At 33.2% G+C, this 24,315-nt stretch carries 21 protein-coding genes; 16 read left to right on the top strand and 5 right to left on the bottom strand.

All coding sequences use genetic code 11. The features are described from left to right. Positions 1 to 22 precede the first annotated feature (22 nt). Positions 23 to 1,741 carry an ATP-binding protein gene (locus tag AC1RRN_RS08835; RefSeq protein WP_492966937.1) on the top strand — a complete coding sequence of 573 codons (1,719 nt, stop codon included), beginning with the start codon at positions 23 to 25 and terminating at the stop codon, positions 1,739 to 1,741. 356 nt (positions 1,742 to 2,097) lie between these two features. Then, positions 2,098 to 2,859, top strand: a complete 762-nt coding sequence (locus tag AC1RRN_RS08830) for a phosphatase PAP2 family protein (protein ID WP_492966936.1) — start codon at positions 2,098 to 2,100, stop codon at positions 2,857 to 2,859. A 93-nt stretch (positions 2,860 to 2,952) separates the two neighbouring features. Here the strand turns inward: AC1RRN_RS08830 and AC1RRN_RS08825 are convergent, their stop codons facing one another. Continuing rightward, the gene (locus tag AC1RRN_RS08825; RefSeq protein ID WP_155102811.1) at positions 2,953 to 3,726 is read right to left on the bottom strand and encodes an XRE family transcriptional regulator; all 774 of its coding nucleotides are present in this window, start codon (positions 3,724 to 3,726) and stop codon (positions 2,953 to 2,955) included. 97 nt (positions 3,727 to 3,823) lie between these two features. Here AC1RRN_RS08825 and AC1RRN_RS08820 point away from each other — a divergent pair, with 97 nt between their 5' ends. The 6 genes from AC1RRN_RS08820 to AC1RRN_RS08795 all read left to right on the top strand — a co-directional run bounded on the left by AC1RRN_RS08820 (position 3,824) and on the right by AC1RRN_RS08795 (position 9,085). Further along, the gene (locus AC1RRN_RS08820; RefSeq protein WP_492966935.1) at positions 3,824 to 4,273 is read left to right on the top strand and encodes a LexA family protein; all 450 of its coding nucleotides are present in this window, start codon (positions 3,824 to 3,826) and stop codon (positions 4,271 to 4,273) included. A gap of 25 nt (positions 4,274 to 4,298) precedes the next feature. Next, a complete protein-coding gene (locus AC1RRN_RS08815) occupies positions 4,299 to 5,558 on the top strand; it encodes a Y-family DNA polymerase (protein ID WP_492966934.1) in 1,260 nt (419 codons plus the stop codon). A 47-nt stretch (positions 5,559 to 5,605) separates the two neighbouring features. Then, positions 5,606 to 6,985, top strand: a complete 1,380-nt coding sequence (locus AC1RRN_RS08810) for an exonuclease domain-containing protein (protein WP_492966933.1) — start codon at positions 5,606 to 5,608, stop codon at positions 6,983 to 6,985. Positions 6,986 to 7,054: 69 nt separating this feature from the next. Continuing rightward, a complete protein-coding gene (gene xth / locus AC1RRN_RS08805) occupies positions 7,055 to 7,831 on the top strand; it encodes an exodeoxyribonuclease III (protein ID WP_492966932.1) in 777 nt (258 codons plus the stop codon). An 8-nt stretch (positions 7,832 to 7,839) separates the two neighbouring features. After that, entirely contained in the window at positions 7,840 to 8,466 is a 627-nt protein-coding gene (locus tag AC1RRN_RS08800) for an alpha-ketoglutarate-dependent dioxygenase AlkB family protein (RefSeq protein WP_492966931.1), read from the top strand. A 157-nt stretch (positions 8,467 to 8,623) separates the two neighbouring features. Continuing rightward, positions 8,624 to 9,085 (top strand): DUF1810 domain-containing protein, encoded by a 462-nt coding sequence (locus AC1RRN_RS08795; protein ID WP_492966930.1) that lies wholly within the window; start codon positions 8,624 to 8,626, stop codon positions 9,083 to 9,085. Between the two features lie 351 nt (positions 9,086 to 9,436). Here AC1RRN_RS08795 and AC1RRN_RS08790 read toward each other — a convergent pair whose 3' ends face one another. After that, positions 9,437 to 10,855: an APC family permease gene (locus tag AC1RRN_RS08790; RefSeq protein WP_492966929.1), complete on the bottom strand. Its 1,419-nt coding sequence runs from the start codon at positions 10,853 to 10,855 to the stop codon at positions 9,437 to 9,439. A 323-nt stretch (positions 10,856 to 11,178) separates the two neighbouring features. Between AC1RRN_RS08790 and AC1RRN_RS08785 the strand changes: the two genes are divergently transcribed. The 7 genes from AC1RRN_RS08785 to AC1RRN_RS08755 all read left to right on the top strand — a co-directional run bounded on the left by AC1RRN_RS08785 (position 11,179) and on the right by AC1RRN_RS08755 (position 15,948). Continuing rightward, positions 11,179 to 11,559 (top strand): hypothetical protein, encoded by a 381-nt coding sequence (locus AC1RRN_RS08785; protein WP_492966928.1) that lies wholly within the window; start codon positions 11,179 to 11,181, stop codon positions 11,557 to 11,559. 8 nt (positions 11,560 to 11,567) lie between these two features. Then, positions 11,568 to 11,951 carry a DUF5958 family protein gene (locus tag AC1RRN_RS08780; RefSeq protein WP_492966927.1) on the top strand — a complete coding sequence of 128 codons (384 nt, stop codon included), beginning with the start codon at positions 11,568 to 11,570 and terminating at the stop codon, positions 11,949 to 11,951. A 153-nt stretch (positions 11,952 to 12,104) separates the two neighbouring features. Continuing rightward, positions 12,105 to 12,443, top strand: coding sequence for a hypothetical protein (locus tag AC1RRN_RS08775; RefSeq protein WP_492966926.1), 339 nt, complete (start codon positions 12,105 to 12,107; stop codon positions 12,441 to 12,443). A gap of 85 nt (positions 12,444 to 12,528) precedes the next feature. Beyond that, positions 12,529 to 13,053, top strand: coding sequence for a hypothetical protein (locus AC1RRN_RS08770; protein WP_492966925.1), 525 nt, complete (start codon positions 12,529 to 12,531; stop codon positions 13,051 to 13,053). A gap of 75 nt (positions 13,054 to 13,128) precedes the next feature. Then, complete coding sequence (locus AC1RRN_RS08765) at positions 13,129 to 13,650, top strand: hypothetical protein (protein WP_492966924.1); 522 nt, start codon at positions 13,129 to 13,131, stop codon at positions 13,648 to 13,650. 437 nt (positions 13,651 to 14,087) lie between these two features. After that, the gene (locus AC1RRN_RS08760) at positions 14,088 to 15,563 is read left to right on the top strand and encodes a sensor histidine kinase (RefSeq protein ID WP_492966923.1); all 1,476 of its coding nucleotides are present in this window, start codon (positions 14,088 to 14,090) and stop codon (positions 15,561 to 15,563) included. Continuing rightward, on the top strand, positions 15,553 to 15,948 hold the full coding sequence (locus tag AC1RRN_RS08755; RefSeq protein ID WP_492966922.1) for a response regulator: 396 nt from the start codon (positions 15,553 to 15,555) through the stop codon (positions 15,946 to 15,948). The genes AC1RRN_RS08760 and AC1RRN_RS08755 overlap by 11 nt, the downstream gene beginning before the upstream one ends. Here the strand turns inward: AC1RRN_RS08755 and AC1RRN_RS08750 are convergent. Then, complete coding sequence (locus tag AC1RRN_RS08750) at positions 15,945 to 17,087, bottom strand: C40 family peptidase (protein WP_492966921.1); 1,143 nt, start codon at positions 17,085 to 17,087, stop codon at positions 15,945 to 15,947. The two genes, AC1RRN_RS08755 and AC1RRN_RS08750, sit on opposite strands and share 4 nt — an antisense overlap. Before the next feature lie 243 nt (positions 17,088 to 17,330). Here AC1RRN_RS08750 and AC1RRN_RS08745 point away from each other — a divergent pair, with 243 nt between their 5' ends. Beyond that, on the top strand, positions 17,331 to 18,728 hold the full coding sequence (locus AC1RRN_RS08745; protein ID WP_492966920.1) for a Kelch repeat-containing protein: 1,398 nt from the start codon (positions 17,331 to 17,333) through the stop codon (positions 18,726 to 18,728). 121 nt (positions 18,729 to 18,849) lie between these two features. Here AC1RRN_RS08745 and AC1RRN_RS08740 read toward each other — a convergent pair whose 3' ends face one another. Both AC1RRN_RS08740 and AC1RRN_RS08735 read right to left on the bottom strand, forming a co-directional pair. Beyond that, positions 18,850 to 21,114 carry an aconitate hydratase gene (locus AC1RRN_RS08740; protein ID WP_492966919.1) on the bottom strand — a complete coding sequence of 755 codons (2,265 nt, stop codon included), beginning with the start codon at positions 21,112 to 21,114 and terminating at the stop codon, positions 18,850 to 18,852. A gap of 121 nt (positions 21,115 to 21,235) precedes the next feature. Then, positions 21,236 to 24,007 (bottom strand): bifunctional aconitate hydratase 2/2-methylisocitrate dehydratase, encoded by a 2,772-nt coding sequence (locus AC1RRN_RS08735; RefSeq protein WP_492966918.1) that lies wholly within the window; start codon positions 24,005 to 24,007, stop codon positions 21,236 to 21,238. Between the last annotated feature and the right edge of the window lie 308 nt (positions 24,008 to 24,315).

Below are 24,315 nucleotides of genomic sequence, written 5' to 3'. Positions count from 1 at the left end.
AACTTGTTTTTAAATAAACGTCATGAGAATTAAAACCAAATTGAATCTGGGAGTTGGATTATTATTTTTACTAATAATAATACTAACATTAGTTAGTGCCTTTTATATTTTTTCTATAAAAAAAGACACTGAAAATATTCTGAAAGCGAATTATAATACGCTTGAATATTCACGAAATATGCTTTTGTCATTAGACGAAATTAATACAAATAAAGATAATGCAATTGTTATTTTTAAAGATAATCTTCAGAAACAAACACAAAATGTTACTGAAGTTGGAGAAAAAAAAGGAACCGATAATCTTAAAAAAAACTTTGCTCTTTTAGAGAAAAACAGCTCTGATGAATCTTTAAAAACGCAAATTAGACAGGATATTTTTGCTATCATGAAACTCAACATGAACGCCATAAAGCAAAAAAGTGATATCGCCAAACATACCGCCGAAACTGCCAATTTATGGATTGCTATTGTCGGAACTTTATGCTTTCTGATCGCTTTTAATTTATTGATTAATCTGCCCAATAATATTGCCAATCCGATAAAAGAATTAACACTGAGTATTAAGGAAATTGCCAATAAAAACTATTTAGAGCGCGTTCATTTTACGAGTCATAGCGAATTTGGAGATTTAGCCAAATCGTTTAATACAATGGCGCAAAAACTTCAGGAATATAACGATAGTAATTTGTATAAACTCTTCTTTGAAAAGAAACGACTGGAAACCTTAATTAATAATATGCACGATCCTATTATTGGTTTGGACAATGAAGGAATTGTTTTGTTTGCGAATGATGAAGCGTTAAAAATTGTTGGTCTGAAACTAGAAGATGTTATCGGAAAATCGGCTTCTACTCTAGCGATGTCGAATGATTTGATTCGTTCTTTGATTTTAAAAGAGGATTCAGATGCTCCTAAAAAACAACCCCTAAAAATTTATGCGCACGGAAAAGAAAGTTATTTTGAAAAAGAAATTCTAAATATCACTATAATTCCGACTGGAGAAGAAAAAGAAATCAATATTGGTGATGTGATTATTTTACGAAATATTACACTTTTTAAAGAATTGGATTTTGCCAAAACCAATTTTATTGCAACCGTTTCACACGAATTAAAAACACCGATTGCATCGATAAAATTAAGTCTGAAATTGCTTGAAAATGAAAAAACAGGCGACATGAACGACGACCAAAAACAATTAGTCGAAAGTATAAAAGAGGACAGCCAGCGCTTGTTGAAAATTACAGGCGAATTGCTTAATCTATCCCAATTAGAAACAGGAAATATTCAGCTAAATATCGAAAAAAGCAATCCGCATGAAATTGTAAATTATGCTGTTGAAGCGGTAAAAGTTCAGGCTGATCAAAAACAAATTAAATTGATAATTGATGCCGATGAAAATCTACAAGACGTAAAAGCCGACAGCGAAAAAACAGGTTGGGTTTTGATTAATTATTTATCGAATGCGATAAGATATTCTTCTGAAAAAAGTACGATTCATATCAAACTTAAAAAAGAACTAAATCAAATCGTTTTTCAGGTTATCGATACCGGAAAAGGAATTGATACACGCTATAAAGACAAAGTTTTTGATAAATATTTTCAGGTTCCGGGAAGTCAGAAATCTGGAACGGGATTGGGCTTAGCAATCAGTAAAGAGTTTATTGAAGCCCAAAATGGAAGTGTTGGTGTTGAAAGTAATTTAGGTTTGGGAAGTACGTTTTGGTTTTCGTTGAAGGTTTAGAAAAATTGTGAATTGTGAATTGTGAATTATTAAAAGAAAAAATATTAAAAAGAGCTTCGGAGAAGCGAGATATTTATAGCTAATTTGATTCACATTGATAATAAGCTCCAGCGGAGCGACATATTTCACCCCGATGGGGTTTTTTTAAAATGTGATAATAATTTTCTATAAATATAGCGTCCCTCTGGGACTTATTTATTACGATTATCAATCTGAATGATATAAATAATTTAGCCAATCTTAATTCAACTACTCCATTTAAAGCCAACTGATTAATATTCACTTAAGGTTCAATTAAGCCTAAAATACCTGCGTCGAACATTCGTTACTATTGCAAAATATAACGACAACGAAAGATGTTTTACAAAGCAATTTCTCTTCTATTTCTATTTGGATTATTTTCTGCAAATGCACAGCAAAATGATTCGATTACAAAAATTGACAGCACTTCTAATCATTTAAAATTCAATTACAAACAATTAATTATTCCCAGTGTATTAATTGGTTATGGTGTTATTGGTTTAGAAAGCGATCAGTTGTTAAGTTTTAATCATCAAATTAAAGATGAAGTTACCGAAGATATTGACGAGAAAATTACCATTGATGATTTCTCGCAATATGCACCTGCAGCATCTGTCTATGCGTTGAATGCTTTTGGTGTAAAAGGCAAAAATAATATGCGGGATCGTTCGGTAATATTTGTGACTTCTTATGTTATAATGGCTTCAACGGTTTTAGGTCTAAAATCGATTTCACATGTAGAAAGACCGGATGGGAGTTCGAACAACTCTTTTCCTTCCGGACATACCGCCACTGCTTTTGCCGGAGCCGAATTTTTATGGCAGGAATACAAAGACAAATCTATTTGGTACGGAATTGCCGGTTATGCCGTTGCAACCGGAACCGGATTATTTAGAATTTACAACAATCGCCATTGGTTAACAGATGTTGCTGCCGGAGCCGGAATAGGGATTTTGAGTACCAAAATCGCTTATTGGATGAATCCATATATCACTAAAAAATTATTCAAATCTTCCTCTGAGAATAAATCAACTTCTATGATTGCACCTTTTTATAACGGACAGCAATATGGTTTGAGTTTTGTGAAGGTTTTTTAGATTTTTTTTTGCCACGAAGGCGCTAAGTCATTAAGTATATTTAAAGATTTTTAAATAGCTTTGTGTCTTAGCGCCTTCGTGGCAAAAACTCTTTTACGTATTCGAAGTATTATTCTTAATTTCCATCACTTCTCTTTTCACTTCCAAAAGCAATTCTTTCATACTTTCCGTTTCAGATAAAGTTTGTTTTTTGTCTGATCGGCCGATGTTGCATTCGTATTCCCAAATCTCTAAAATATCAGACGCTTTCACTTCATAATTCGGATAAAAACTATTATCTGATTCTAAAACCAAAGCGTTCTTTTTGTTTTTGTTGAGACGTTTATAAACCATTCCTTCATTTTTGGTAATCAGGATATACGTTTTCCCATCCATCACCTCGCCTAACCTTTCCACATAACGGCCAATAATAATCGAACCATCTTCATGCGGTGGCATCGAATCTCCTTCTACAGGAAATCCGCGGTGCTTGCCAGGTCCTAAAAACGGAAGCGAAACCTGTTGCAAACTTTCAATATATTCCGGATCAGCATATCCGTTTAGATAACCCGCTTTTGCTTTTTGGGAGACAATTTCGATATAATTTTCACCAAAATTATCGACTTGAATAGGTAAAATGAGTCGGTTACCTTCTAGTTTTATCAAGTTTTCGATATTAATTTTCCGAATATCGACCGATAATATCAAATCGATACTTGTATGAAAATACAAAGCGATTTTCTTTAAAATATCATACGGTGCTTCCGAAGTTCCGTCTTCGTATTTCACGTATCTTCCTCTTGTAATGCTAAGGTTTCCAGCTAATTTCTCTTGTGATATTTTATGCTTAACCCTTAATGCTCTGATATTGTCTGAAAATAAGGACATAACTAATTTGTTATAATTTGGAACAGCAAATATACAAAAAAATGTTCTCATCTGTGCTAATTTTGTAATATACAAAAAACAAAATTTTGAAGTGATCATGCAATTGAGAAATATAAATACCACAAAATCAATAGAATTATATATTCCGGATATAAGTTCGGAAGTAAAACTACCTTTTTTTGACGTTGGTATCAGCGCAGGTTTTCCTTCGCCTGCAGATGACTTTATCGAATTATCGATTGATCTCAACAAAGAATTCATCAAACATAAATACACTACTTATTTTGCCAGAGTAAAAGGACATTCTATGAAAAATGTTGGCATCAATGATGGCGATTTATTAATTATTGATAAAAGTCTGGAACCTCAAAACAATAAAATTGCTGTTTGCCAAATTGATGGCGAATTTACCGTAAAGCGCATTAGAATAGAAAAAGACATTATTTGGCTTATTGCCGAAAATGAAGATTATCAGCCTATAAAAGTAACTCCGGAAAATAATTTTGTGATTTGGGGAATTGTGATTCATAGTATTAAATCTTTTTAAAATAGAAATAAAAACACATTTAGAAATGTTTGCTTTAGTCGATTGTAACAATTTTTATGCTTCTTGTCAAAGAGTATTTGAGCCACGTTTAAGAGGAAAACCTATCGTTATTCTCTCTAACAATGATGGCTGTGTTATTTCGCGTTCAGATGAAGCTAAGGCTTTAGGTATACCAATGGCTATTCCTGCTTTTAAGTATGAGGCTATTTTTAAAGAAAAAAACATTTTTGTTTATTCTTCTAATTATCCGCTGTACGGCGATATGAGTAATCGGGTCATGAACATGCTTCAAACTTATACTCCCGAAATTGAAATTTACAGTATCGATGAAGCTTTTTTGAAATTTTCAGGTTACGATTTATTTGATCTGAATACGCTGGGTTTAAAAATGCGAAAAGAAGTGACACAAGGAACGGGCATTCCGGTTAGTATAGGTTTTGCGCCTACCAAAGCCTTGTCTAAAATGGCGAATAAAATTGCCCGTAAATTTGCAGATCGTACGCAGGGTGTTTATTGTATTGACTCTGAAGAAAAAAGAATTAAAGCTTTAAAGTGGACTAAAATCGAAGATGTTTGGGGAATTGGAAGAAAACACGCCAAGCGCCTTAAATTAAAAAAAATCAACACGGCTTATGAATTTACTGAACTTCCGGATGCTTGGGTTAGAAAAGAAATGTCTGTCGTTGGGCTTCGGCTAAAACATGAATTAGAAGGAAAACCAACGTTGGAATTAGAAGACGCTGTAGACCGTAAAATGATTGCCACTACGAGATCTTTTGAAAAAAAATATACTACTTATGAAGAAATCTCAGAACGAATCAGCACGTTTACAGCTTCTTGTGCTGAGAAATTAAGACGTCAGGATTGTCATTGCAACATGGTAACCGTTTTTATACAAACTAGTTTTTTAAAGAATGAGCAATCGCACTATTCACGAAGTATTACCATCACTACTGATTTTCCAACCAATTCGACAATAGAACTTAATGAGGCGGCGCAAAAAGGATTTAAAGCTATTTTTAAAAAAGGTTATCGTTATAAAAAAGCCGGTGTAATTGTAATGGGCTTAACGCCAAATAGTGAAACACAGCTTAATTTATTCGAAACTTCAAATCCTAAACATAAGCCTTTAATGAGTGTGATTGATAAAATGAATCGGAATTATGGTAATAATAAAATTAAATTCGGCGTACAATCTTTGGGACGACAATGGAAAATGAAGCAAAACAGATTATCTCCCAAATTTTCTACTTCACTCAAAGATGTCATTACTATTAAAGTTTAAAATTTAATAAAACAACAGAAAAACAATCGGTTTTACGTTATACAAAGATGAAAAATACGGAATATGCCATAGTCGATATCGAAACCACAGGTGGTAATGCCAGTGGCAGCCGCATTACAGAAATTGCCATAATCATACATGATGGCAAAAATGTAATCGACCGCTTCGAAACGCTTGTTAATCCTGAAAAGGAAATTCCGCTTTCTATTTTTGGATTAACGGGCATTAATAATGAAATGGTCGCTAATGCACCAATCTTCGACGATATTTCAGAGAAAGTATTAGAAATGCTTACCGACCGTATTTTTGTCGCACATAATGTCAACTTCGATTATTCTTTTGTGCGTCATCAGCTCGAACAAGCGGGATTTAAATGGACAGCAAGAAAACTGTGCACCGTTCGTGCAGCAAGAAAAATTAAACCGGGGTTGTCATCTTACAGCTTGGGGAAACTTTGCCATTCGTTAGATATTCCTTTAGAAAATCAACATCGGGCTGGCGGAGATGCTGATGCTACCGCCATACTATTTTCTCAATTGCTGGAATGGGACAATGAAGGCGAGATCGCAAAAATGATCAAGATGACATCACAAGATCAGCGTTTACCTCCTAATTTACCTCCCGAAGACTTTAATAATTTACCCGAAAAACCAGGTGTATATTATTTTTATAATGAAGTAAAAAAGGTGATTTATGTTGGAAAAGCAATCAACTTAAAAAAACGGGTAGCTTCTCATTTTAGCGGTCATAAAATCAATCCGCAGAGACAACATTTTTTAAGGGATATCTATGGAATTTCCTTTGAAGTTTGTGCTACCGAATTAATGGCGCTTTTATTAGAATGTACCGAAATAAAACAACTTTGGCCAACTTATAACAGAGCACTAAAACGTTTTGAAGCCAAATTTGGCATTTATCAATACGAAGCAAGAAACGGATACAAATATTTGGCTGTTGGAAAACTAAGCAAATTTCAGACTTGTATTCATGAATTTAATAGTTTGTATAACGCTATAAATTTACTGAGAGATCTGTCTGAACAATTTAAAATCGATCAAAGATTCTGCAAATATTCCAGACCTGAAGGAGGAGAACTTCCGCAAAATAATGAAGTAAAAAGTCTGCCAGATGTTTTGCTTCACAACGAGCAAGTCGATAATGCAATTGATTTTCTGTTAAGCAACAGGCCCACTTTTGCGATTATAGAAAAAGGGAGAACAGCAGATGAACGCAGTTGCATTTGGGTTGAAAACGGACATTTTTACGGAATGGGTTATATTCCGTCAGATGCTGCAATTACTGATCCATCAGAAGTGAAAAATTATGTTACGCAGTACAAAAGCAATCAATACATGGTGCAATTAATTTTTGCTTACGCAGAAAATCATCCGGGTAAAGTCTTCTTTAACAAACAGTTTCTAAAATAAGAATGTAAAATTATCTCATTAAATGTTTAATAATCAGTAAATTTAAGATTACAACAAATTAAATCTACTATGAAAATAGCTACTTATAATGTAAACGGAGTTAACGGGCGCTTACCCGTATTATTACGCTGGCTTGAAGAAGCTGCCCCAGATATCGTTTGCCTGCAGGAATTAAAAGCGCCACAGGATAATTTTCCGCTTAAAGCGATTAATGAAGCCGGTTACAATGCTATTTGGCACGGACAAAAACAATGGAATGGCGTTGCGATTCTCGCCCGAAATATGGAAATTGAAGAAGTAACGCGTATTCTTCCCGGAGATGATGAAGATATTCAGAGCCGTTATATTGAAGCTTTAATTAACGGAATTGTGATCGCCTGTCTTTATCTTCCAAATGGCAATCCTTCTCCGGGACCTAAATTTGAATATAAATTGAAATGGTTTGATCGTTTGGCAGAACGTGCAGATATTTTGCTAAAATTGAAAATACCTGTAATACTCGTTGGCGACTACAATGTTATGCCAACTGAACTGGATGTTTATAAACCTGAAAAATGGGTTAATGATGCCCTTTTCAGACCTGAAGTACGAAAAGCTTTTGCGGCTATTGTTTCACAAGGGTGGACAGATGCGATTCGAAAACTATATCCCGATGAGAAGATTTACACTTTTTGGGATTATTTCAGAAATGCTTACGAAAGAGATGCAGGTTTAAGAATTGATCATTTTTTACTAAGTCCGGAAATAGCTGCAATATTGCGTTCCGGCGGCGTAGATCGTCATGTGCGAGGCTGGGAAAAAACAAGCGATCATGCACCTGTATGGATTGAAATTGACAAAAAATAAAGGAAAAAATGACATTATTTAACGACACCGAATTATTTACCGCAGGTTTGGCAGGAAAAAAAGTATTTGACATTCCTGATTCTGAATTAATATTGATCGACAATTTCTTTACAAAAGAAGAATCTGATCGTTTTTATGAAAGAATACTTCGCAAGACTAAATGGAGAGAATATGAAATGGAAATTTATGATAAAATCTATACTGTTCCAAGAATGATTGCCTGGTATGAAGACAAAGATAATCCCGGAGCAGATCCAAAAGGACCAGACTGGACTTATGAATTATTGACTATTAGAGGTCGTGTTGAAAAAGAAACGCAATTAGATTTTAATACGGTTCTGCTTAATTTATACAGAGATGGAAATGATGGCGTAGGCTGGCACAGCGATAAAGAACATAATACTGGGCCAAATCCTACTATTGCTTCAGTGACTTTTGGCGAAACCAGAATGTTCAGGCTTCGCCATAAATTTAGCAAGGAGATTCCGCAGGTCGAAATCCCACTGCATCATGGCTCTTTTTTGTTGATGGCCGGGACGACCAATAGTTATTGGCAACATCAGGTTCCGAAAACAGCCCGAGATGTTTTGCCACGAATTAATTTAACTTTTAGACAAACCCATCGTAGTTTATGATTTATAAATGACTGAAAATGAAATTATTTTATACAATCTAACGACGAGGAAAATTCTGTCGAAAAAAGTTAAATTACTCATTGCGTGAACCTTTTATTAGGCAGACCTTATCTTTTTTAGTACTTTTGCAACCCTTTTTTATAAATTCAATACCATAATGGCTTACTCAAACAATGATTTATCGCGTTTTTTAGATGCGCAAAACAAACTTTATCTTACTGCTTTTTCTGAAATCAAAAAAGGAAAAAAAGAGACACACTGGATGTGGTTCATTTTTCCTCAGATTAAAGGATTAGGTAGTAGTGATACTGCAAATCTTTATGCCATTAACGATCTAAAAGAAGCAACCGAATTTTTAGAACATCCTATTTTAGGAAAACATCTTATTGAAATTTCTGAACTTTTTTTGACTTTTAAAAGAAAATCAGCTGATGGAATTTTAGGCGATTTAGACGCTCGTAAATTACGCTCGTCGATGACACTTTTTTCTTTGGCAGAAAACACGAATCCTGTATTTCAGGAAATATTAGATGCTTTTTTCTCTGGAGAAACAGATCCTCTTACTTTGAATATTATTAATTCAACTATAAAATCATCTACTGAAACTGAAATGGTATAATCACCAAAACGTTTCCTGGATTATTTAAATCAAAAGACACTGTTAGAAATAAGCAGTGTCTTTTTTTTTTGAAATGTGCTGAAGATTTAACCGCAAGGGGCGCAAGGGTTTTACGCAAAGTGCGCTAGTGATTTTTTGGTCGCAAAGTCGCAAGGTCGCAAAGTAAAAAAATAAAGCTTAAAAAACTTTGCGCCTTTGCGTCTTTGCGAGATTATTTTCTCACGCAGATTCTGCAGATTGAGCAGATTTATACAAAGAAACCGCCTTGCTAATAACAAGGCGGTTTCTTTTATTTATTTCCACAGTTGATTTAACTTGAAACTTTCAAACTTGAAACTTTGAAACAACTTTTTAATTCTCCTTTGGTTTTGTTAAGTAATAAACCGGAATTCCAGTTAGCATAATTAATACTCCCCAACCACAGGTTGAAAATTTAGTTAATAGCAATGAAATACAAATCGCTGTTGCAATAATGATGTATAACATTGGTAAAAACGGATACCCGAAAGCTTTATAAGGTCTTTCTGCATCTGGCATTTTTTTACGTAAAATGAAGATTCCGTAGATTGTTAGTATATAAAAAATCAATACAATGATGATTACAAAATCTAATAAATCACCGTATTTCCCTGTCAGACACAAAGCTGAAGCCCAAATACATTGTGCCCAAAGTGCCCATGCAGGAACACTAGATTCGTTTAACACAGCTGCTTTTTTAAAGAACAAACCATCTTTAGCCATTGTATAATAAACTCTGGCGCCTGCCATAATTAATCCGTTGTTGCAGGCAAAAGTCGAAATCATAATCATGATAGCTATAATTAGTGTTCCGATATTTCCAAAAATATATTGCGAAGCCACAACCGCTACTCTATCTGATTTTGCTGTTGCAATTTCGTCAAGCGGAATTACAGCCAAATACATCAAATTGGTCAAAACATAAATTATCGTTACAATAAAAGTTCCCAGAAATAAACTGAAACCAACATTACGTTTTGGATTTTTAATTTCTCCCGCAATAAAAGTTACTCCATTCCATGCATCACTTGAAAATAATGATCCAACCATTGCGGCCGAAATTCCAGTAATTAAAGCTGTTCCACTTATCGGAAGCCACGAACCATTTTCAGTATTATACGAACGTGTTGTCCAGGCATCTGCCCAATTCGCATCCCAAACTGAAGCTTTTGCGGCAAGTGTTAATCCGAAAACAATTAAGCCCAGCAATGATAAAATTTTGATAATCGTTAAAACAGTTTGCAAAATTTTTCCGTTTTTCACTCCACGACTATTAATGTAAGTCAATAAAATAATAGTAAAAATCGAAACTAATTGTGCTGCATTGAGTTTAAAAGAACCCAATTCAAATAATATATTTTCGTCGCTTAACGGTTCATAAATGTAAGCGGCAAATTTTGAGAAAGCCACACCAACAGCGGCGATTGTTCCGGTTTGAATTACGGCAAAAAAGCTCCAGCCGTACAAAAAGGCAATCAGTTTATTGTAAGCTTCTTTTAGGTAAACGTATTGTCCACCAGCTTTTGGAAACATGGCACTCAACTCGCCATAACTCACGGCAGCAATAATGGTAATTAATCCAGAGATTAGCCAAATTAGTGTTAGCCAGCCCGCAGATCCTACTTGTCTGGCGATATCGGCACTTACGATAAATATCCCGGAGCCAATCATAGAACCCACGACAAGCATGGTTCCGTCTAGTAATCCGAGTTCTCTTTTAAAATGTTCTTGGTCTTGTTCGTTTTCTTGCATTTTTTTGGTTTTGGGTTGGTTAAAGATATACTTTTTTCTGAAATCTAAAGATTTCAAATTCCAAATTTTGAAAATTTAGAATTCCAATTAGAAATAAAAACTTGCACATAATAATTTGGGCATGTCCCGCCGAAAAAGGCGGGTCGTGCTTTCGGCTATATTCCCGATTAACAAAAACTACGGCTAAAAAGCCTTGTTTTTCTAAATCGGGAGATACCGCCTCTATCCCTCATGCGGTCTCGGTTTCATAAGACGATATTATATTTAAAAATCAAAAAAGATATTTTATACTTTAGCGATAATTTAAATCCCAAATAAGAAATATGAATATTGACATTTTACTTTATATAATTTTTACAATTCCTCTTTTTGTCGTGGGATTTCAAATAGAAAGATTAAAAGAGAAAAAGGTATTTATCATTTGGATTTCAATTGCAATTCTATTAATCATTATTGGAATATTAATTGAAGACAACTCTAATAACGAAATGAGAAACATTAGCTATTTCGGTTCTCAAATGCTTTTTATCTTTCTGATTATTCAAAAGATCACAAGAAATATTTACTTTAAAATATTTAAAAGAGAGCCTGAATTAGGAAAATTTCCGAAATATAAAATTGATTATATTTATACTTTCACAATCTTAATTGCAACGATGCTTTTACCTTTTATTTTAGACAGTTATATCTTTAAAAAGTTCTAAAAACAAGAATGGAAGAAATAATCAATAAAATAGCACAAGACAAAATAGATTTTAATTCTGGTCTCAAATTATTATTACAATATAATTTCGAAGATATTTTCAAAACTTTGAATTACTACATCATTAATTCAATTTCAAATAAAACAGATTATAATTCAGAAGCTTATCAAAATGCAATAGCTACAATTCCATTAAAACCAACCTATTCTCCAATTGTAATTTTAAAAACATATCCAACTAAAATTGCATTTAGTAAGTTACTTCTGCTTCCTGAAACTGAAAATATAAAAACAATAACTGCATTACTTTGGGTCTTTAAAATTACGGACACAGAAAGAAGAAATACCGAGTGCAAAAATGGTTGCGGACACTTCTGGCATGAAATTGAATAAATAAAAGCTGCTACTATTTAAATATTGCAGTTTTTATTTATCTAAATCAACTTCAAAAATAAAATTTTAACACTTTACGTCTTCCCGTAAGATTATACAATTTCAACTATTTATATTTGAAAATCAAAACTATAAAACTTAACCAACCACATTATGGAAACCACGAACGTAGAATCTCAGGAAGTAGCGAATCAATTTTATAATTATGCCGCAAATCTTTTAATCAACCAGGATAAGTCAGCATACGAAACCAGAGCCGCTCTTGTTGAAAAAGGATTGAGTGCTGAAAGTGCCGCAATTATTGTAGAGAAACTAGAAGAGCAAATAGAAGATGCACAACAAGAAAAAGCAAAAAAAGACATGATTTATGGCGCTTTATGGTGTGTTGGCGGAACTGCTTTAACGCTTGCAAATGTAGGTTTCATTTTTTGGGGAGCTATTTTATTTGGTGGAATTCAGTTTTTTAAAGGTTTAATAAATTACAACTCATAATAATTTTCTATCTAAAACATTCAGTCAAAATAAGCCGAAAACAGGACTTTAAAAGTAGTAGGCAATCTCATTTAAATCAGCAATTATGATAGTTTGGTCAGGAAGAGGATTTCTCTCACTTCTAATTTTATTTATCGCCATCTTTTTATTCATCCCAATTTTACCAGAAAATTATATAACGCAAAGTTTTGTTATTCCTCTTTATATTGCTGCAATTTTTAGCTTTATTTATGGAATTAAATGGAATAAAACTTTAAGGGTATTTATTGATAAAGAAACGGGTAAGGAAATAAATTTCAAAAACAATCACGGTTTATTCTGGATTAACATGGAATATTGGGGAATTATATTTCCTTTATTCGCGCTTATTATGTTAATGCAAAGTTTAGACAAACAAGGAACGGAACTTTACCTGAATATCTTTTTGATTCTGGTAGGAATTGCCTGTTTAGTATACTTTAGCATTACTCTTTTTAAAATTAAAAATTCGGCAATTTCGAACTCACAATTTCAAAAAACTGACGCTGAACCTAAATTAAGTTTTGTTAAGGAAGAAATTATAACAAATAAGTTTGATAACGAAGATCCCAACCAATATTTACCAAAATAATTAAGGAAACATAGTTATAGAGCGTTACTATTGTTTTTGTCATCTAAACAACTAAAAAAAATAAAATCTCAAATCATGAAAGAAGTTTTTGAAAAGCTTATTCAGCTCGGTATGATTGCATTATGTCTTGTATTTTGTCAAACCTGTACTAACGATTATATTAAAGGAGGCGACAATAAAGTCATTAACAATTATCAAAAAATCATTTCAGAGAATACGTTTACTACAGCGACATTTAGCCCGATTTACAAAGAAAACACAATAAAAATAGCTGGATTACCCATAAAAACATATGATTTTGATTATTCTTTTGAAGTAGATAACCAACGTTATGAAGGCAAAAAAACATTCAGTAAATTACCGAAAGGTAGTCAGACAAAAGTTTTCTATTTAAAAGAGAATCCTAACTTTAATACGCTTACTCCACAAAGTGACTTAAAAGCCGAAAAAGATAAAAACAATGCGACTGGAAATTTATATTGGGGAATTTTTTGGGGAATTCTAAGTCTTATTATGTTAATAGGTTTTATTATTAATATCCGTGAATTCATAAATAACAGAAAATTAGAAAATCAGAATCTCTCTGCGGATTCTTAGATTCAAATTTTAACTTAAGACTTTAGATCACTTTATATTTTTCAAGAAGATCTTTCTGTATTTAAAACGGAAAGATCTTTTTTGCTTTAATGCCTTAATTTCTCGAATAAAAACAGTTAAACAAAATATCCTTTTTTTACGATATTGTTTCTTTTAGATTACTTTCCATTTAATTTTCCATTAAAGCTTTTAAGTTATTTATTTTTTAAACTTTTTCAAAAAATAAATAACAAACAACTAATAATCAATTAATTAAAAATTAAAAGTATTAAACTTAAAAGAAAATTCGCACTATTTAATTAAAATCAATTCTTTTTTATTAAATTTGAAAGAGATGTTAAAAGTATAAAATTCAGGCATTTTATTAACAATTGTTTATCTTTTTCAACATAATAATCAAACCTCAATAGATTATTCCCTGCGGAAAAAATTGTTAGATGTTCATAAGAATTCATGAAACCAAATTATTAACCTACAAATACAAAACTATGCTTAAGTTCCATTTTTTTAAGAAATTACGCTTTGCGAATGTTTTTATTCTTTTATTAATTGTATTTGTTTCTTGTGCTCTATTAATTTGCATCAATTTTTTCACTATTAAAACCTTATCAGCAAACAGAGCCTATGTAAATGGCGAATCTCATTATTCTAAAGGTCAAAAAGACGCTTCCAGACACCTGATTACTTACCTCTATACCAAAGACCAAAATCAATGGAAATTATATCTGGAAGAATTAAGAGTACCACAAGGCGACGGAATTGCAAGAATAACGCTTTTGAAAGCAGGAGATAATAAAATTGCCAGAAAAGAACTGCTCATAGGACGAAATCATGAACAAGATTTAGACGATCTTATTTGGTTGTTTGAAAATTTTAAAGAAGTTTCTTTTTTAGCGAAAGCCATTCACGAATGGGAACAAGGTGACAAATTGATTTTTCAATTATTTATTATCGGACAACAAATTAACGCCAAAATAAAACGCAATATACTAACGATTGAAGATCAGCAAAAATTTCTACAGGAGATTAGTGTTATTAGCGACAAACTTACCATTAACGAACGTAATTTTTCTAATACTCTGGGTGAAGGAACACGCCAAATAAAAAGCTTACTTATCATAACAAACATTTTTTTCATCTTCATTATTATCTGTAGTGTTTGTTTGTATTATTCCATAATGGTAAAACGACTTATTGTCTCTAAAAAGGAGATTGAAATTAAAAATGAAAACTTAATGCTTGTTAATCACGAACTGGATCGCTTTGTTTATAGTGCATCACACGATTTACGTTCTCCTATTACTTCATTAAAGGGACTCATAGAAGTAACACAATTAGAAGATGATCCAAATCAGATCAAAAGATATTTGAATTTAATGCACCAAAGTCTTGCAAAACAAGATCGTTTCATTAATGATATTATAGATTATTCTAAAAATAAACGAAAAGAGGTTGTTATGGAACCTGTCAGTTTACAAGAATTGTTTGATGAGGCTATTTCACAGCTTATGCACATTGAAAATGCAAATCAAATTAAGTTTACCAAAGAGTTATTAGTTGATCAAATTCAAAGTGATAATTTACGATTAAAAATTATTATTTCGAATTTAATCTCAAATGCTATAAAATATGCAGACAACAGCAAACAGGAAATGTACATTTCTATCAAAACCTATTTTATAGATGGCTTTCATAAAATTGAAGTATCAGACAACGGGATTGGTATTCACGATGAATACAAGGACAATATATTTGAAATGTATTTTGGAACTAATAAAAACAAAGGATCAGGATTAGGTCTTTACATTGTCAAAGAAGCTGTAGAAAATATCAAAGGGAATATTTCAGTAAGCTCACAAAGTAATATTGGAAGTAAATTTATAGTCACAATACCATATGCATATGCCAGCTAAAAATATATTTTTATTAATTGAAGACAATCTCATAGATCAGCTTGTCATTAAGCAATTGCTAAAAAAGGTTCTTTCTATAGAAGAAGTTCATATTACCAATAATGGTAAGGAAGGAATTGAATGGCTTCAGACTAATGCAAAACTTTATCCAGCGATTATTATCATTCTCGATGTACAAATGCCTGTGATGAACGGTTTTGAGTTTTTGAACGCGTATGCCAAATTAGATAGTGAACTAAAAAAAGGCAATCAAATCTATGTACTTTCGTCGACATTAGATCCTGATGAAATTAAAGAAATAAGCGAGAGTATCTATGTCACTGATTTTTTAGGCAAACCTTTTCCTATTGAAGAATTTAGAAATAAAATTCATCAAAATGCCTAAATTTTTTCTAAAACACGGTTTACTTGCGAAAAAGCTCTTTCGTAATAAGGCTCTTTAGTAGAAGAAATCATAACACCGCCGTGAGTTGAAGAGTGAACAAACTTAATCTCTCCATCGAGCACTTCAATTACCATCCCAACGTGATTAATTTGTCGTCTTCCATTTGTTCTAAAAAAGATAAGATCACCTTTTTGCGCTTCACCTGAATTGAGTTTTACACCAATTCGTGATTGTTCTATAGAACTTCTGGGTAGTTTAATGTCGAAATTACTAAAAGTGGAAATCATTAAACCAGAGCAATCAAAACCTGCTTTTGTTGTTCCGCCAGACCGGTACCTGACTCCAATATTTTCAGTCGCATTAATTATCAGCTGATTAATTAAATCTGAATGATTACTAACCCTTATAACGGTTGACGAATCTTTTTTAATTTCTGAATTCTCAGCAATCTGAACATTTTGATTTGGAGTTGATAAAGAGTCTTTTAGCGCAGGATTTGTTGGCTGTAATAATGCCTGAGCCGCATCAGCCTTTTCTTTTGAAGTTCGAATCTTTAAAACATATCCAACCGGTAATTTTCCTTTAATAAATGGATTTTGTTTTTCTAACTCTGCAACTGTTAATCCGTATCTTTTTGCAATTGCGTATTTTGTTTCTTTAGGCTGAACCTCAACAACAACTTCAACATCAGTGACAATTTTAAGATCATCAATTGGTTTTTCTGAAACCGATATTGAATTTGACGGAATATTTATTTGTTGTCCAATTTTCAGTCCTTCGGTTTCTAATGAAGGATTTGCTTTTTTTAAATCGTCAACCGAGACATTGTATTTTTTTGATATTCCCCAAAGTGTCTCTTTGGCTTGAATTTCGTGCAAACCCGGAGTACTATTTGCAACAGTTTCGACAGATTTAATCTCAGGAGTTTGATTGGTATTTGGAATTAATAAAATTGAATTTAATTTTAAAATTTTAGGAGCATTAGGATTCGCTTCTGAAATATCTTTTGCTTTTACTCCATACTTTTTAGCAATTACTGTAAGATTTTCTCCTTTTGAGATCTTATGTTTGATGTATTTTTCCTGCGAAAAAACACCAACACTAAAAAAAAACAATACTATTATTAATCTAAAAACCATTTTTATTCTATTTAATCTTCGTCTTCTCAGTTCTATCTTTAATTTAAAACTGAAAAAACGAATTGTATTTGGGGGTAGGCGAATTTAACTTTTTAAAGTAAAAAAAACACATTTTTTAACAACTTATTTTATTGAAATTAACAAACACGGTATAAAAATTGATCCAATATTTTTTCAAAACACCATTTTTTATACGAAAAATTGTATTTTTAAACCTCTTAAATAACCTTAAGCCAAAACATTATGAAAAAAGTACTTCTACTATTTTTTTTCCTCCCCTTACTTTCAATTTCCCAAAACATTAAAGGTAAAGTTGTTTCTGAAAAAAGTAACCTCCCAATAGACGATATAAATATTTCAGCGTTCAATTTCAACACCTCAACATTAACAAATGAAAACGGTGAATTCAGTTTAAAATTGCCTTCAAATTTTCAAGAAAAAGATAGTATTGAATTTTCTCATATTGGGTTTACAACTTTAAAAATTAGCTTGGGAGATTTAAAAAAATTAAACTTTAAAGTTTCACTTCAAGAAGAAATCGAAAATTTATCAGAGTTAACAATTATAACTAATTCTTGGTTAAAACTAAAATCAAAACTTGCTTTTACTAAATTATCTCCTTTGAAACATCCAATTTCCTCTTTTGGATCCTGTATTAATGATGGTAAAATTTATATTGTAGGAGGCAGTGACAGCTATGAATCGAATGCTTTAGAATCCTTGAAAGCAAAAAACATAAACTCAGAAGATCCCCGATTTTTACAAAAATATCTGACCGAAGTCGCATCTCAATCTTCATATTCTTCAATTGCATACCAAGGCGTCTTTTTAACTTACGATATTAAAAAAGACTCTTGGGAAACTTCTGAAGCAAAATTCAAAAGAAGAGCTTTTAACAACCTTAATTATTACGACAATAAACTTTATGTTCTAGGCGGCAAAAGAGTTTCTAAAACTGGAAAATATCAGTATTTGGAAAACGAAATTGAAGTATTTGATCTGAGTAAACAAAACATTACAATTGACAAAACTTATCCTCACCAAGCTTCAAATGCAGCTTCTTTTACTTATAAAAATAATATTATTGTTCTGGGAGGTTCTATAAAATCTACTGAAAAAGGGGAAAAAGAATTTACAAATAAAGTGCATTTTTATAATACAACATCTGGTTATTGGTATGAACTGACAAACATGCCAATTGCAATGGAAACTTCAGGAACGATAGTCGACAATAAAATTTATTTAATTGGAGGAAACAACGGTAAGCCTCTGACAGCTATTGAAAGTTTAGATTTAACAACTGAAAAATGGCAAACTGAGGGAGAATTGTTTTCCGGTTTTGATCATCCAGCTGTGACGTCCAATAATGACATCATCTATTTCTTTGAAAACAGAAAAATATGCGTTTACGACACTAAATCAAAGCAGCTTAAAGAATATCTAGTTGAACTAAGTGTAAAATCTTCAGCTATGTATTTTTTTGATAATAAATTATACATTGCAGGAGGAACTACATTTGTAAATTATGCCACAGCTGCTACAGCAAATATGTACAGTATAGATATTAATGAATTTGAAAATACAAAACCAAATCGAATCAAAGTTTTATCACAGGGATTAAATTTAGCTAAAAACAACTGATCTATTTAAATTCCATTTTAAAATTCTAAAAATAAATCAGATCGAAATCCTGTTTAAATTTATCATTAAAAAAAACGCTCTGTTTTCACAGAGCGTTTTTAGTATAATCAAATCTTAAAGATTAAGCTTTTCCTGCAGCAATTAAGTTTAATGCTGAACCTGCAACAAACCAACCAATCTGACCAGCGTTATAAGTATGATTTGCCAGGATGATATCTTTAGTACCATCAGCGTGAAGAAACTCTAATGTTAATGGTTTTCCTGGAGCGAACTCCGTTAAATCAGTAAAATTAATAGTATCGTTCTCCTGAATTTTATCGTAATCGGCTTCGTTTGCAAAAGTCAATCCTAAAAGACCTTGTTTTTTAAGGTTAGTTTCATGGATACGGGCGAAAGATTTCACCAATACCGCTTTTACTCCTAAGAAACGCGGTTCCATAGCAGCATGCTCACGAGAAGAACCTTCACCATAATTGTGATCTCCAACAACAATTGATGGAACTCCAGCCGCTTTATAAGCACGAGCAACAGCAGGAACTGCATCATAATCACCCGTTAATTGATTTTTAACCGAGTTTGTTTTTTGGTTGAATGCATTTACTGCACCAATCAACATATTATTAGAAATATTATCTAAATGTCCACGGAAACGTAACCATGGTCCAGCCATAGAAATATGGTCAGTAGTACATTTTCCAAATGCTTTGATCAATAATTTAGCACCTGTAATGTTTTTACCGTCCCAAGCATCAAATGGAGCCAATAATTGCAAACGATCAGATGTTGGACTTACAACAACCTGAACTCCTGAACCATCTTCAGCAGGAACCTGAAAACCTGGATCTTTAACATCAAATCCTCTTGGAGGCAATTCATCCCCTGTTGGAGCTTCAAGCCTTACTTCTTCTCCGTCTTCGTTGATCAAAGTATCAGTTAAAGGATTAAAACCTAAATCACCTGCAATCGCCATAGCAGTCACCAATTCCGGAGAACCAACAAAAGCTAAAGTATTTGGATTACCGTCTGCACGTTTTGAGAAGTTACGGTTGAAAGAGTGAACAATAGTATTTCTTTCTTCTTTCTCTGCTCCATCTCTGTCCCACATACCAATACATGGTCCACAGGCATTAGCAAAAACAGTAGCTCCAATTTTTTCGAAAGTATCGATAAATCCATCTCTTTCAATTGTATAACGAACTACTTCAGAACCTGGAGTAATTGTAAATTGAGATTTAGTTTTTAAGTTTTTAGCACTTACTTGTCTTGCCAAAGAAGCGGCACGAGAAATATCTTCGTAAGAAGAGTTTGTACAAGAACCAATTAAACCAACCTGAATTTGTAATGGCCAGTTATTTTTGATTGCTTCCTCTTTCATTTTAGAAATTGGAGTAGCTAAATCTGGAGTAAAAGGACCGTTTAAATGCGGTTCTAATTCAGTTAAATTGATTTCGATAACCTGATCAAAATATTTTTCCGGATTAGCATATACTTCAGGATCTCCAGTTAAATAAGAAGCTACTTTGTCTGCAGCATCAGCAACATCTGCTCTATTTGTAGAACGTAAATAACGACTCATAGAATCATCATAACCAAAAGTTGAAGTTGTAGCTCCAATTTCAGCCCCCATGTTACAAATAGTTCCTTTACCAGTACAAGACATAGAAGTTGCACCTTCTCCAAAATATTCAACAATAGCACCAGTACCACCTTTTACCGTTAAGATACCTGCAACTTTAAGAATAACATCTTTAGGAGCAGTCCATCCTGATAATTTACCAGTTAATTTTACTCCAATTAATTTAGGGAATTTAAGCTCCCAAGCCATACCAGACATTACGTCTACAGCATCGGCTCCCCCAACACCAATAGCTACCATTCCTAAACCACCTGCATTTACAGTGTGAGAATCGGTACCAATCATCATTCCACCCGGGAAAGCATAATTTTCAAGTACTACCTGGTGAATAATTCCAGCTCCTGGCTTCCAGAAACCAATTCCATATTTATTAGAAACTGACGATAAGAAATCGAAAACTTCGTTACTTTGTGTTTTTGCTCTTGCCAAATCGGTTGCAGCATCTACTTTTGCCTGAATCAGGTGATCACAGTGAACTGTTGTAGGAACTGCTACTTTAGGCTTTCCAGCGTGCATAAATTGCAATAATGCCATTTGAGCTGTTGCATCCTGACATGCCACGCGATCCGGTGCAAAATCAACATAATCAACTCCTCTGCCAAACGCCTTCGTCGGATTTCCGTCCCAAAGGTGATTGTACAAAATTTTCTCCGTTAAAGTTAGTGGACGACCAACAATCTCGCGTGCTTTATCAACACGACCTGGCATGTTCTCATACACTTTTTTAATCATTTCAATATCAAAAGCCATAAGTATAATTGTTTTTGTTTTTTTTATTTTGAACACGACAAGATACAAAAAATAGAATAGCCATAAAAGAAAAAGCCCGAGAATAACTCGGGCTTTTGCATATAATTAACTAATCTTATGATTACATAACTAGTAATTTATGAGAAGGTGCAAATCTGGTCAAATTAATACCATCTACTGCAGCTGTATACTCATCCAAAGTAGGAGTTCTTCCAAGGATTGTAGACAATACTACAACCGGTGTCGACGAAAGTAATGATTCTCCTTTTTTACCCTCAGAATCTTCTACAACTCTTCCCTGGAAAAGACGCGTTGAAGTTGCCATTACAGTATCTCCTTTTGCCGCTTTTTCCTGATTCCCCATACAAAGGTTACATCCTGGACGCTCTAAATACAACATGTTCTCGTATTCAGTACGTGCAGCACCTTTAGGAGCATTGTCGTCGAATTCGAATCCTGAATATTTCTGTAAAACTTCCCAGTCTCCTTCAGCTTTAAGTTCGTCTACGATATTATATGTAGGAGGCGCTACTACTAGCGGTGCCTTAAATACAACCTTACCTTGTTGATCTTCTATATTTTTAAGCATTTGAGCCAAAATTTTCATATCACCTTTGTGAACCATACAAGAACCAATAAATCCAAGATCTACTTTTTTATCTCCTCCGTAGAAAGATAAAGGTCTGATAGTATCGTGAGTGTATCGTTTAGAAACATCAACGTTGTTTACATCCGGATCAGCAATCATAGGTTCTATAATCTGATCAAGATCAACCACAACTTCAGCATAATATTTAGCATTTGCATCTGGAGTTAACGCAGGTTTCTCAGCTGACTTAATTTCAGTAATTCTCTTATCTGCTTTATTGATCAATCCCTGAAGAACTTGTTTATGATTGTCCATTCCTTTGTCGATCATGATCTGGATTCTTTCTTTTGCAATCTCTAAAGATTCAATTAAAGTATCATCCTCAGAAATACAGATAGAAGCTTTTGCTTTCATTTCTGCAGTCCAGTCTGTAAATGTAAACGCCTGGTCAGCAGTAAGAGTTCCAAGATGAACCTCAATAATTCTACCCTGAAATACGTTTTCACCACCAAATTTCTTAAGCATTTGAGCTTGTGTAGCATGAACAACATCACGGAAATCCATGTAGCTTTTCATATCACCTTTGAAAGTAACCTTAACTGATTCCGGAATCGGCATTGAAGCTTCACCAGTTGCCAATGCAAGAGCAACAGTTCCTGAGTCAGCACCAAAAGCAACACCTTTTGACATTCTTGTATGAGAGTCACCACCAATAATGATAGCCCACTCGTCTATTGTAATATCATTAAGAACTTTATGAATTACGTCAGTCATTGAATGATAAACACCTTTCGGGTCACGAGCTGTGATTAATCCGAAATCGTTCATAAATTTCATCAATTTTGGAATATTTGCCTGCGCTTTTTTATCCCATACAGAAGCTGTATGACAACCAGATTGGTATGCACCATCAACAATTGGTGAAATAACTGTAGCAGCCATCGATTCCAATTCCTGAGCAGTCATAAGACCAGTTGTATCTTGTGAACCTACAATATTAACTTCTACACGAACATCTGAACCAGCATGTAATACTTTACCCGGAGTAATTCCAACAGCATTTTTGTTGAAGATTTTTTCTACCGCTGTAAGGCCTTGCCCTTCAATAGAAATCTCTTTTGACGGAGCAAATACAAGAGGAGCTTCGATATCCAGAATTTTTGCGGCTAATGTCTGAAGCTTTTTACCAAATACAATTGCATATGATCCACCAGCTTTTATAAATTCCATTTTCTGAGGAGTGAATGCCTTAGAAATGTCAATTAATTCTTTATCGCCGTTGTAAAGCTTCTTCGTTTTTGTGTTTATCGTAAGTACAGTTCCGGTAGCAACAGAGTAAGCTTCTTCTAAAATTGGCTCATTATTCTCATTACGAATAACATTACCCTCTGCATCAAGCTTTTTTACCCAGTTTTTAAGATCTAAACCAATACCACCTGTAACATCTACTGTTGTTAAGAAAATCGGAGAAATACCGTTTGTTCCTGCAACAATTGGAGCAATATTAATAAATGGAACATAAGGACTTGCTTGTTTACCTGTCCAAAGTGCCACGTTGTTTACACCTGACATTCTTGATGAACCTACACCCATAGTACCTTTTTCAGCAATCAACATAACGCTCGCATCAGGGTGTTTTGCTTGTAGTGCTTTAATTTCTTCTTGTGCCTGAGGAGTAATCATGCATTTACCATGAAGTTCACGGTCAGAACGCGAGTGCGCCTGGTTACCCGGAGATAACAAATCGGTTGAAATATCACCCTCACCAGCTATAAAAGTAACCACTTTAATTTCTTCAACTACTTCTGGCAATGTAGTAAAAAACTCTGCCTGTGCGTAACTTTTAATAATCTCTATAGCAACTGGGTTACCATTTTTAAATGCTTCTTTTAAACGGTCAGTATCTGCCTCATACAGATAAACTTGTGTTTTAAGAACATCTGCAGCTTGTTTTGCAATAGAAACATCATTACCAAGAGCCAAATCAAGCAATACTTCAATAGAAGGACCACCTTTCATATGTGATAATAATTCAAATGCAAAAGCAGGAGTTATTTCTTTTACTGCAAATTCACCAAGAATAATTTCTTTTAAAAACTTAGCTTTCAGACCAGCAGCACTAGTTGTACCCGGTACCACATTATAAATAAAAAAGTTAAGAGAATCTTCTCTGTACTCGTTATTCAAATCTTTAATTTGTTCAATGATGTCACTTAATAATTCAGCACCATCAATTGGTTTTGGATGAAGTCCCTGACCTTTTCGGTCTTCAATCTCTTTAATGTAATCCTTATAAATGTTCATAAATAGAAGTATTTCTTGGTATTTTTATTTTTTGTTCGCAAATTTAGCTATTAAAGCCGAGAATTAAAAAAAATATAATAGAACTCGCCTTTTCAAAAATTATTATTGTTAAAAAACGATTTTGACCGCTTGTTTTTGTCAAAACCTCAATTTTGTATTAAAATAATGAATTATTGATATTTTAAAATCTTTTCTTTAACAAAGTCGAAATTTGTTGTTACAATCGAAGTGAGATTTTACCTCGTTTTTCACTAAGAATCTTTCTAAATAAAGAATTATAACGTTATAGTTGCATTTTTTTCTTCTTT

It is taken from the genome of Flavobacterium sp. GW821-FHT11G01 (assembly GCF_058808175.1).
The sequence above is the reverse complement of the archived record's forward strand: the minus strand, read 5'-3'. Positions and strand labels throughout refer to the sequence as shown.

Coding starts and splice junctions, on each gene's coding strand:
- AC1RRN_RS08835 (WP_492966937.1), top strand. CDS start 23: ATGAGAATTAAAACCAAATTGAATCTGGGAGTTGGATTATTATTTTTA.
- AC1RRN_RS08830 (WP_492966936.1), top strand. CDS start 2,098: ATGTTTTACAAAGCAATTTCTCTTCTATTTCTATTTGGATTATTTTCT.
- AC1RRN_RS08825 (WP_155102811.1), bottom strand. CDS start 3,726: ATGTCCTTATTTTCAGACAATATCAGAGCATTAAGGGTTAAGCATAAA.
- AC1RRN_RS08820 (WP_492966935.1), top strand. CDS start 3,824: ATGCAATTGAGAAATATAAATACCACAAAATCAATAGAATTATATATT.
- AC1RRN_RS08815 (WP_492966934.1), top strand. CDS start 4,299: ATGTTTGCTTTAGTCGATTGTAACAATTTTTATGCTTCTTGTCAAAGA.
- AC1RRN_RS08810 (WP_492966933.1), top strand. CDS start 5,606: ATGAAAAATACGGAATATGCCATAGTCGATATCGAAACCACAGGTGGT.
- xth (WP_492966932.1), top strand. CDS start 7,055: ATGAAAATAGCTACTTATAATGTAAACGGAGTTAACGGGCGCTTACCC.
- AC1RRN_RS08800 (WP_492966931.1), top strand. CDS start 7,840: ATGACATTATTTAACGACACCGAATTATTTACCGCAGGTTTGGCAGGA.
- AC1RRN_RS08795 (WP_492966930.1), top strand. CDS start 8,624: ATGGCTTACTCAAACAATGATTTATCGCGTTTTTTAGATGCGCAAAAC.
- AC1RRN_RS08790 (WP_492966929.1), bottom strand. CDS start 10,855: ATGCAAGAAAACGAACAAGACCAAGAACATTTTAAAAGAGAACTCGGA.
- AC1RRN_RS08785 (WP_492966928.1), top strand. CDS start 11,179: ATGAATATTGACATTTTACTTTATATAATTTTTACAATTCCTCTTTTT.
- AC1RRN_RS08780 (WP_492966927.1), top strand. CDS start 11,568: ATGGAAGAAATAATCAATAAAATAGCACAAGACAAAATAGATTTTAAT.
- AC1RRN_RS08775 (WP_492966926.1), top strand. CDS start 12,105: ATGGAAACCACGAACGTAGAATCTCAGGAAGTAGCGAATCAATTTTAT.
- AC1RRN_RS08770 (WP_492966925.1), top strand. CDS start 12,529: ATGATAGTTTGGTCAGGAAGAGGATTTCTCTCACTTCTAATTTTATTT.
- AC1RRN_RS08765 (WP_492966924.1), top strand. CDS start 13,129: ATGAAAGAAGTTTTTGAAAAGCTTATTCAGCTCGGTATGATTGCATTA.
- AC1RRN_RS08760 (WP_492966923.1), top strand. CDS start 14,088: ATGTTCATAAGAATTCATGAAACCAAATTATTAACCTACAAATACAAA.
- AC1RRN_RS08755 (WP_492966922.1), top strand. CDS start 15,553: ATGCCAGCTAAAAATATATTTTTATTAATTGAAGACAATCTCATAGAT.
- AC1RRN_RS08750 (WP_492966921.1), bottom strand. CDS start 17,087: ATGGTTTTTAGATTAATAATAGTATTGTTTTTTTTTAGTGTTGGTGTT.
- AC1RRN_RS08745 (WP_492966920.1), top strand. CDS start 17,331: ATGAAAAAAGTACTTCTACTATTTTTTTTCCTCCCCTTACTTTCAATT.
- AC1RRN_RS08740 (WP_492966919.1), bottom strand. CDS start 21,114: ATGGCTTTTGATATTGAAATGATTAAAAAAGTGTATGAGAACATGCCA.
- AC1RRN_RS08735 (WP_492966918.1), bottom strand. CDS start 24,007: ATGAACATTTATAAGGATTACATTAAAGAGATTGAAGACCGAAAAGGT.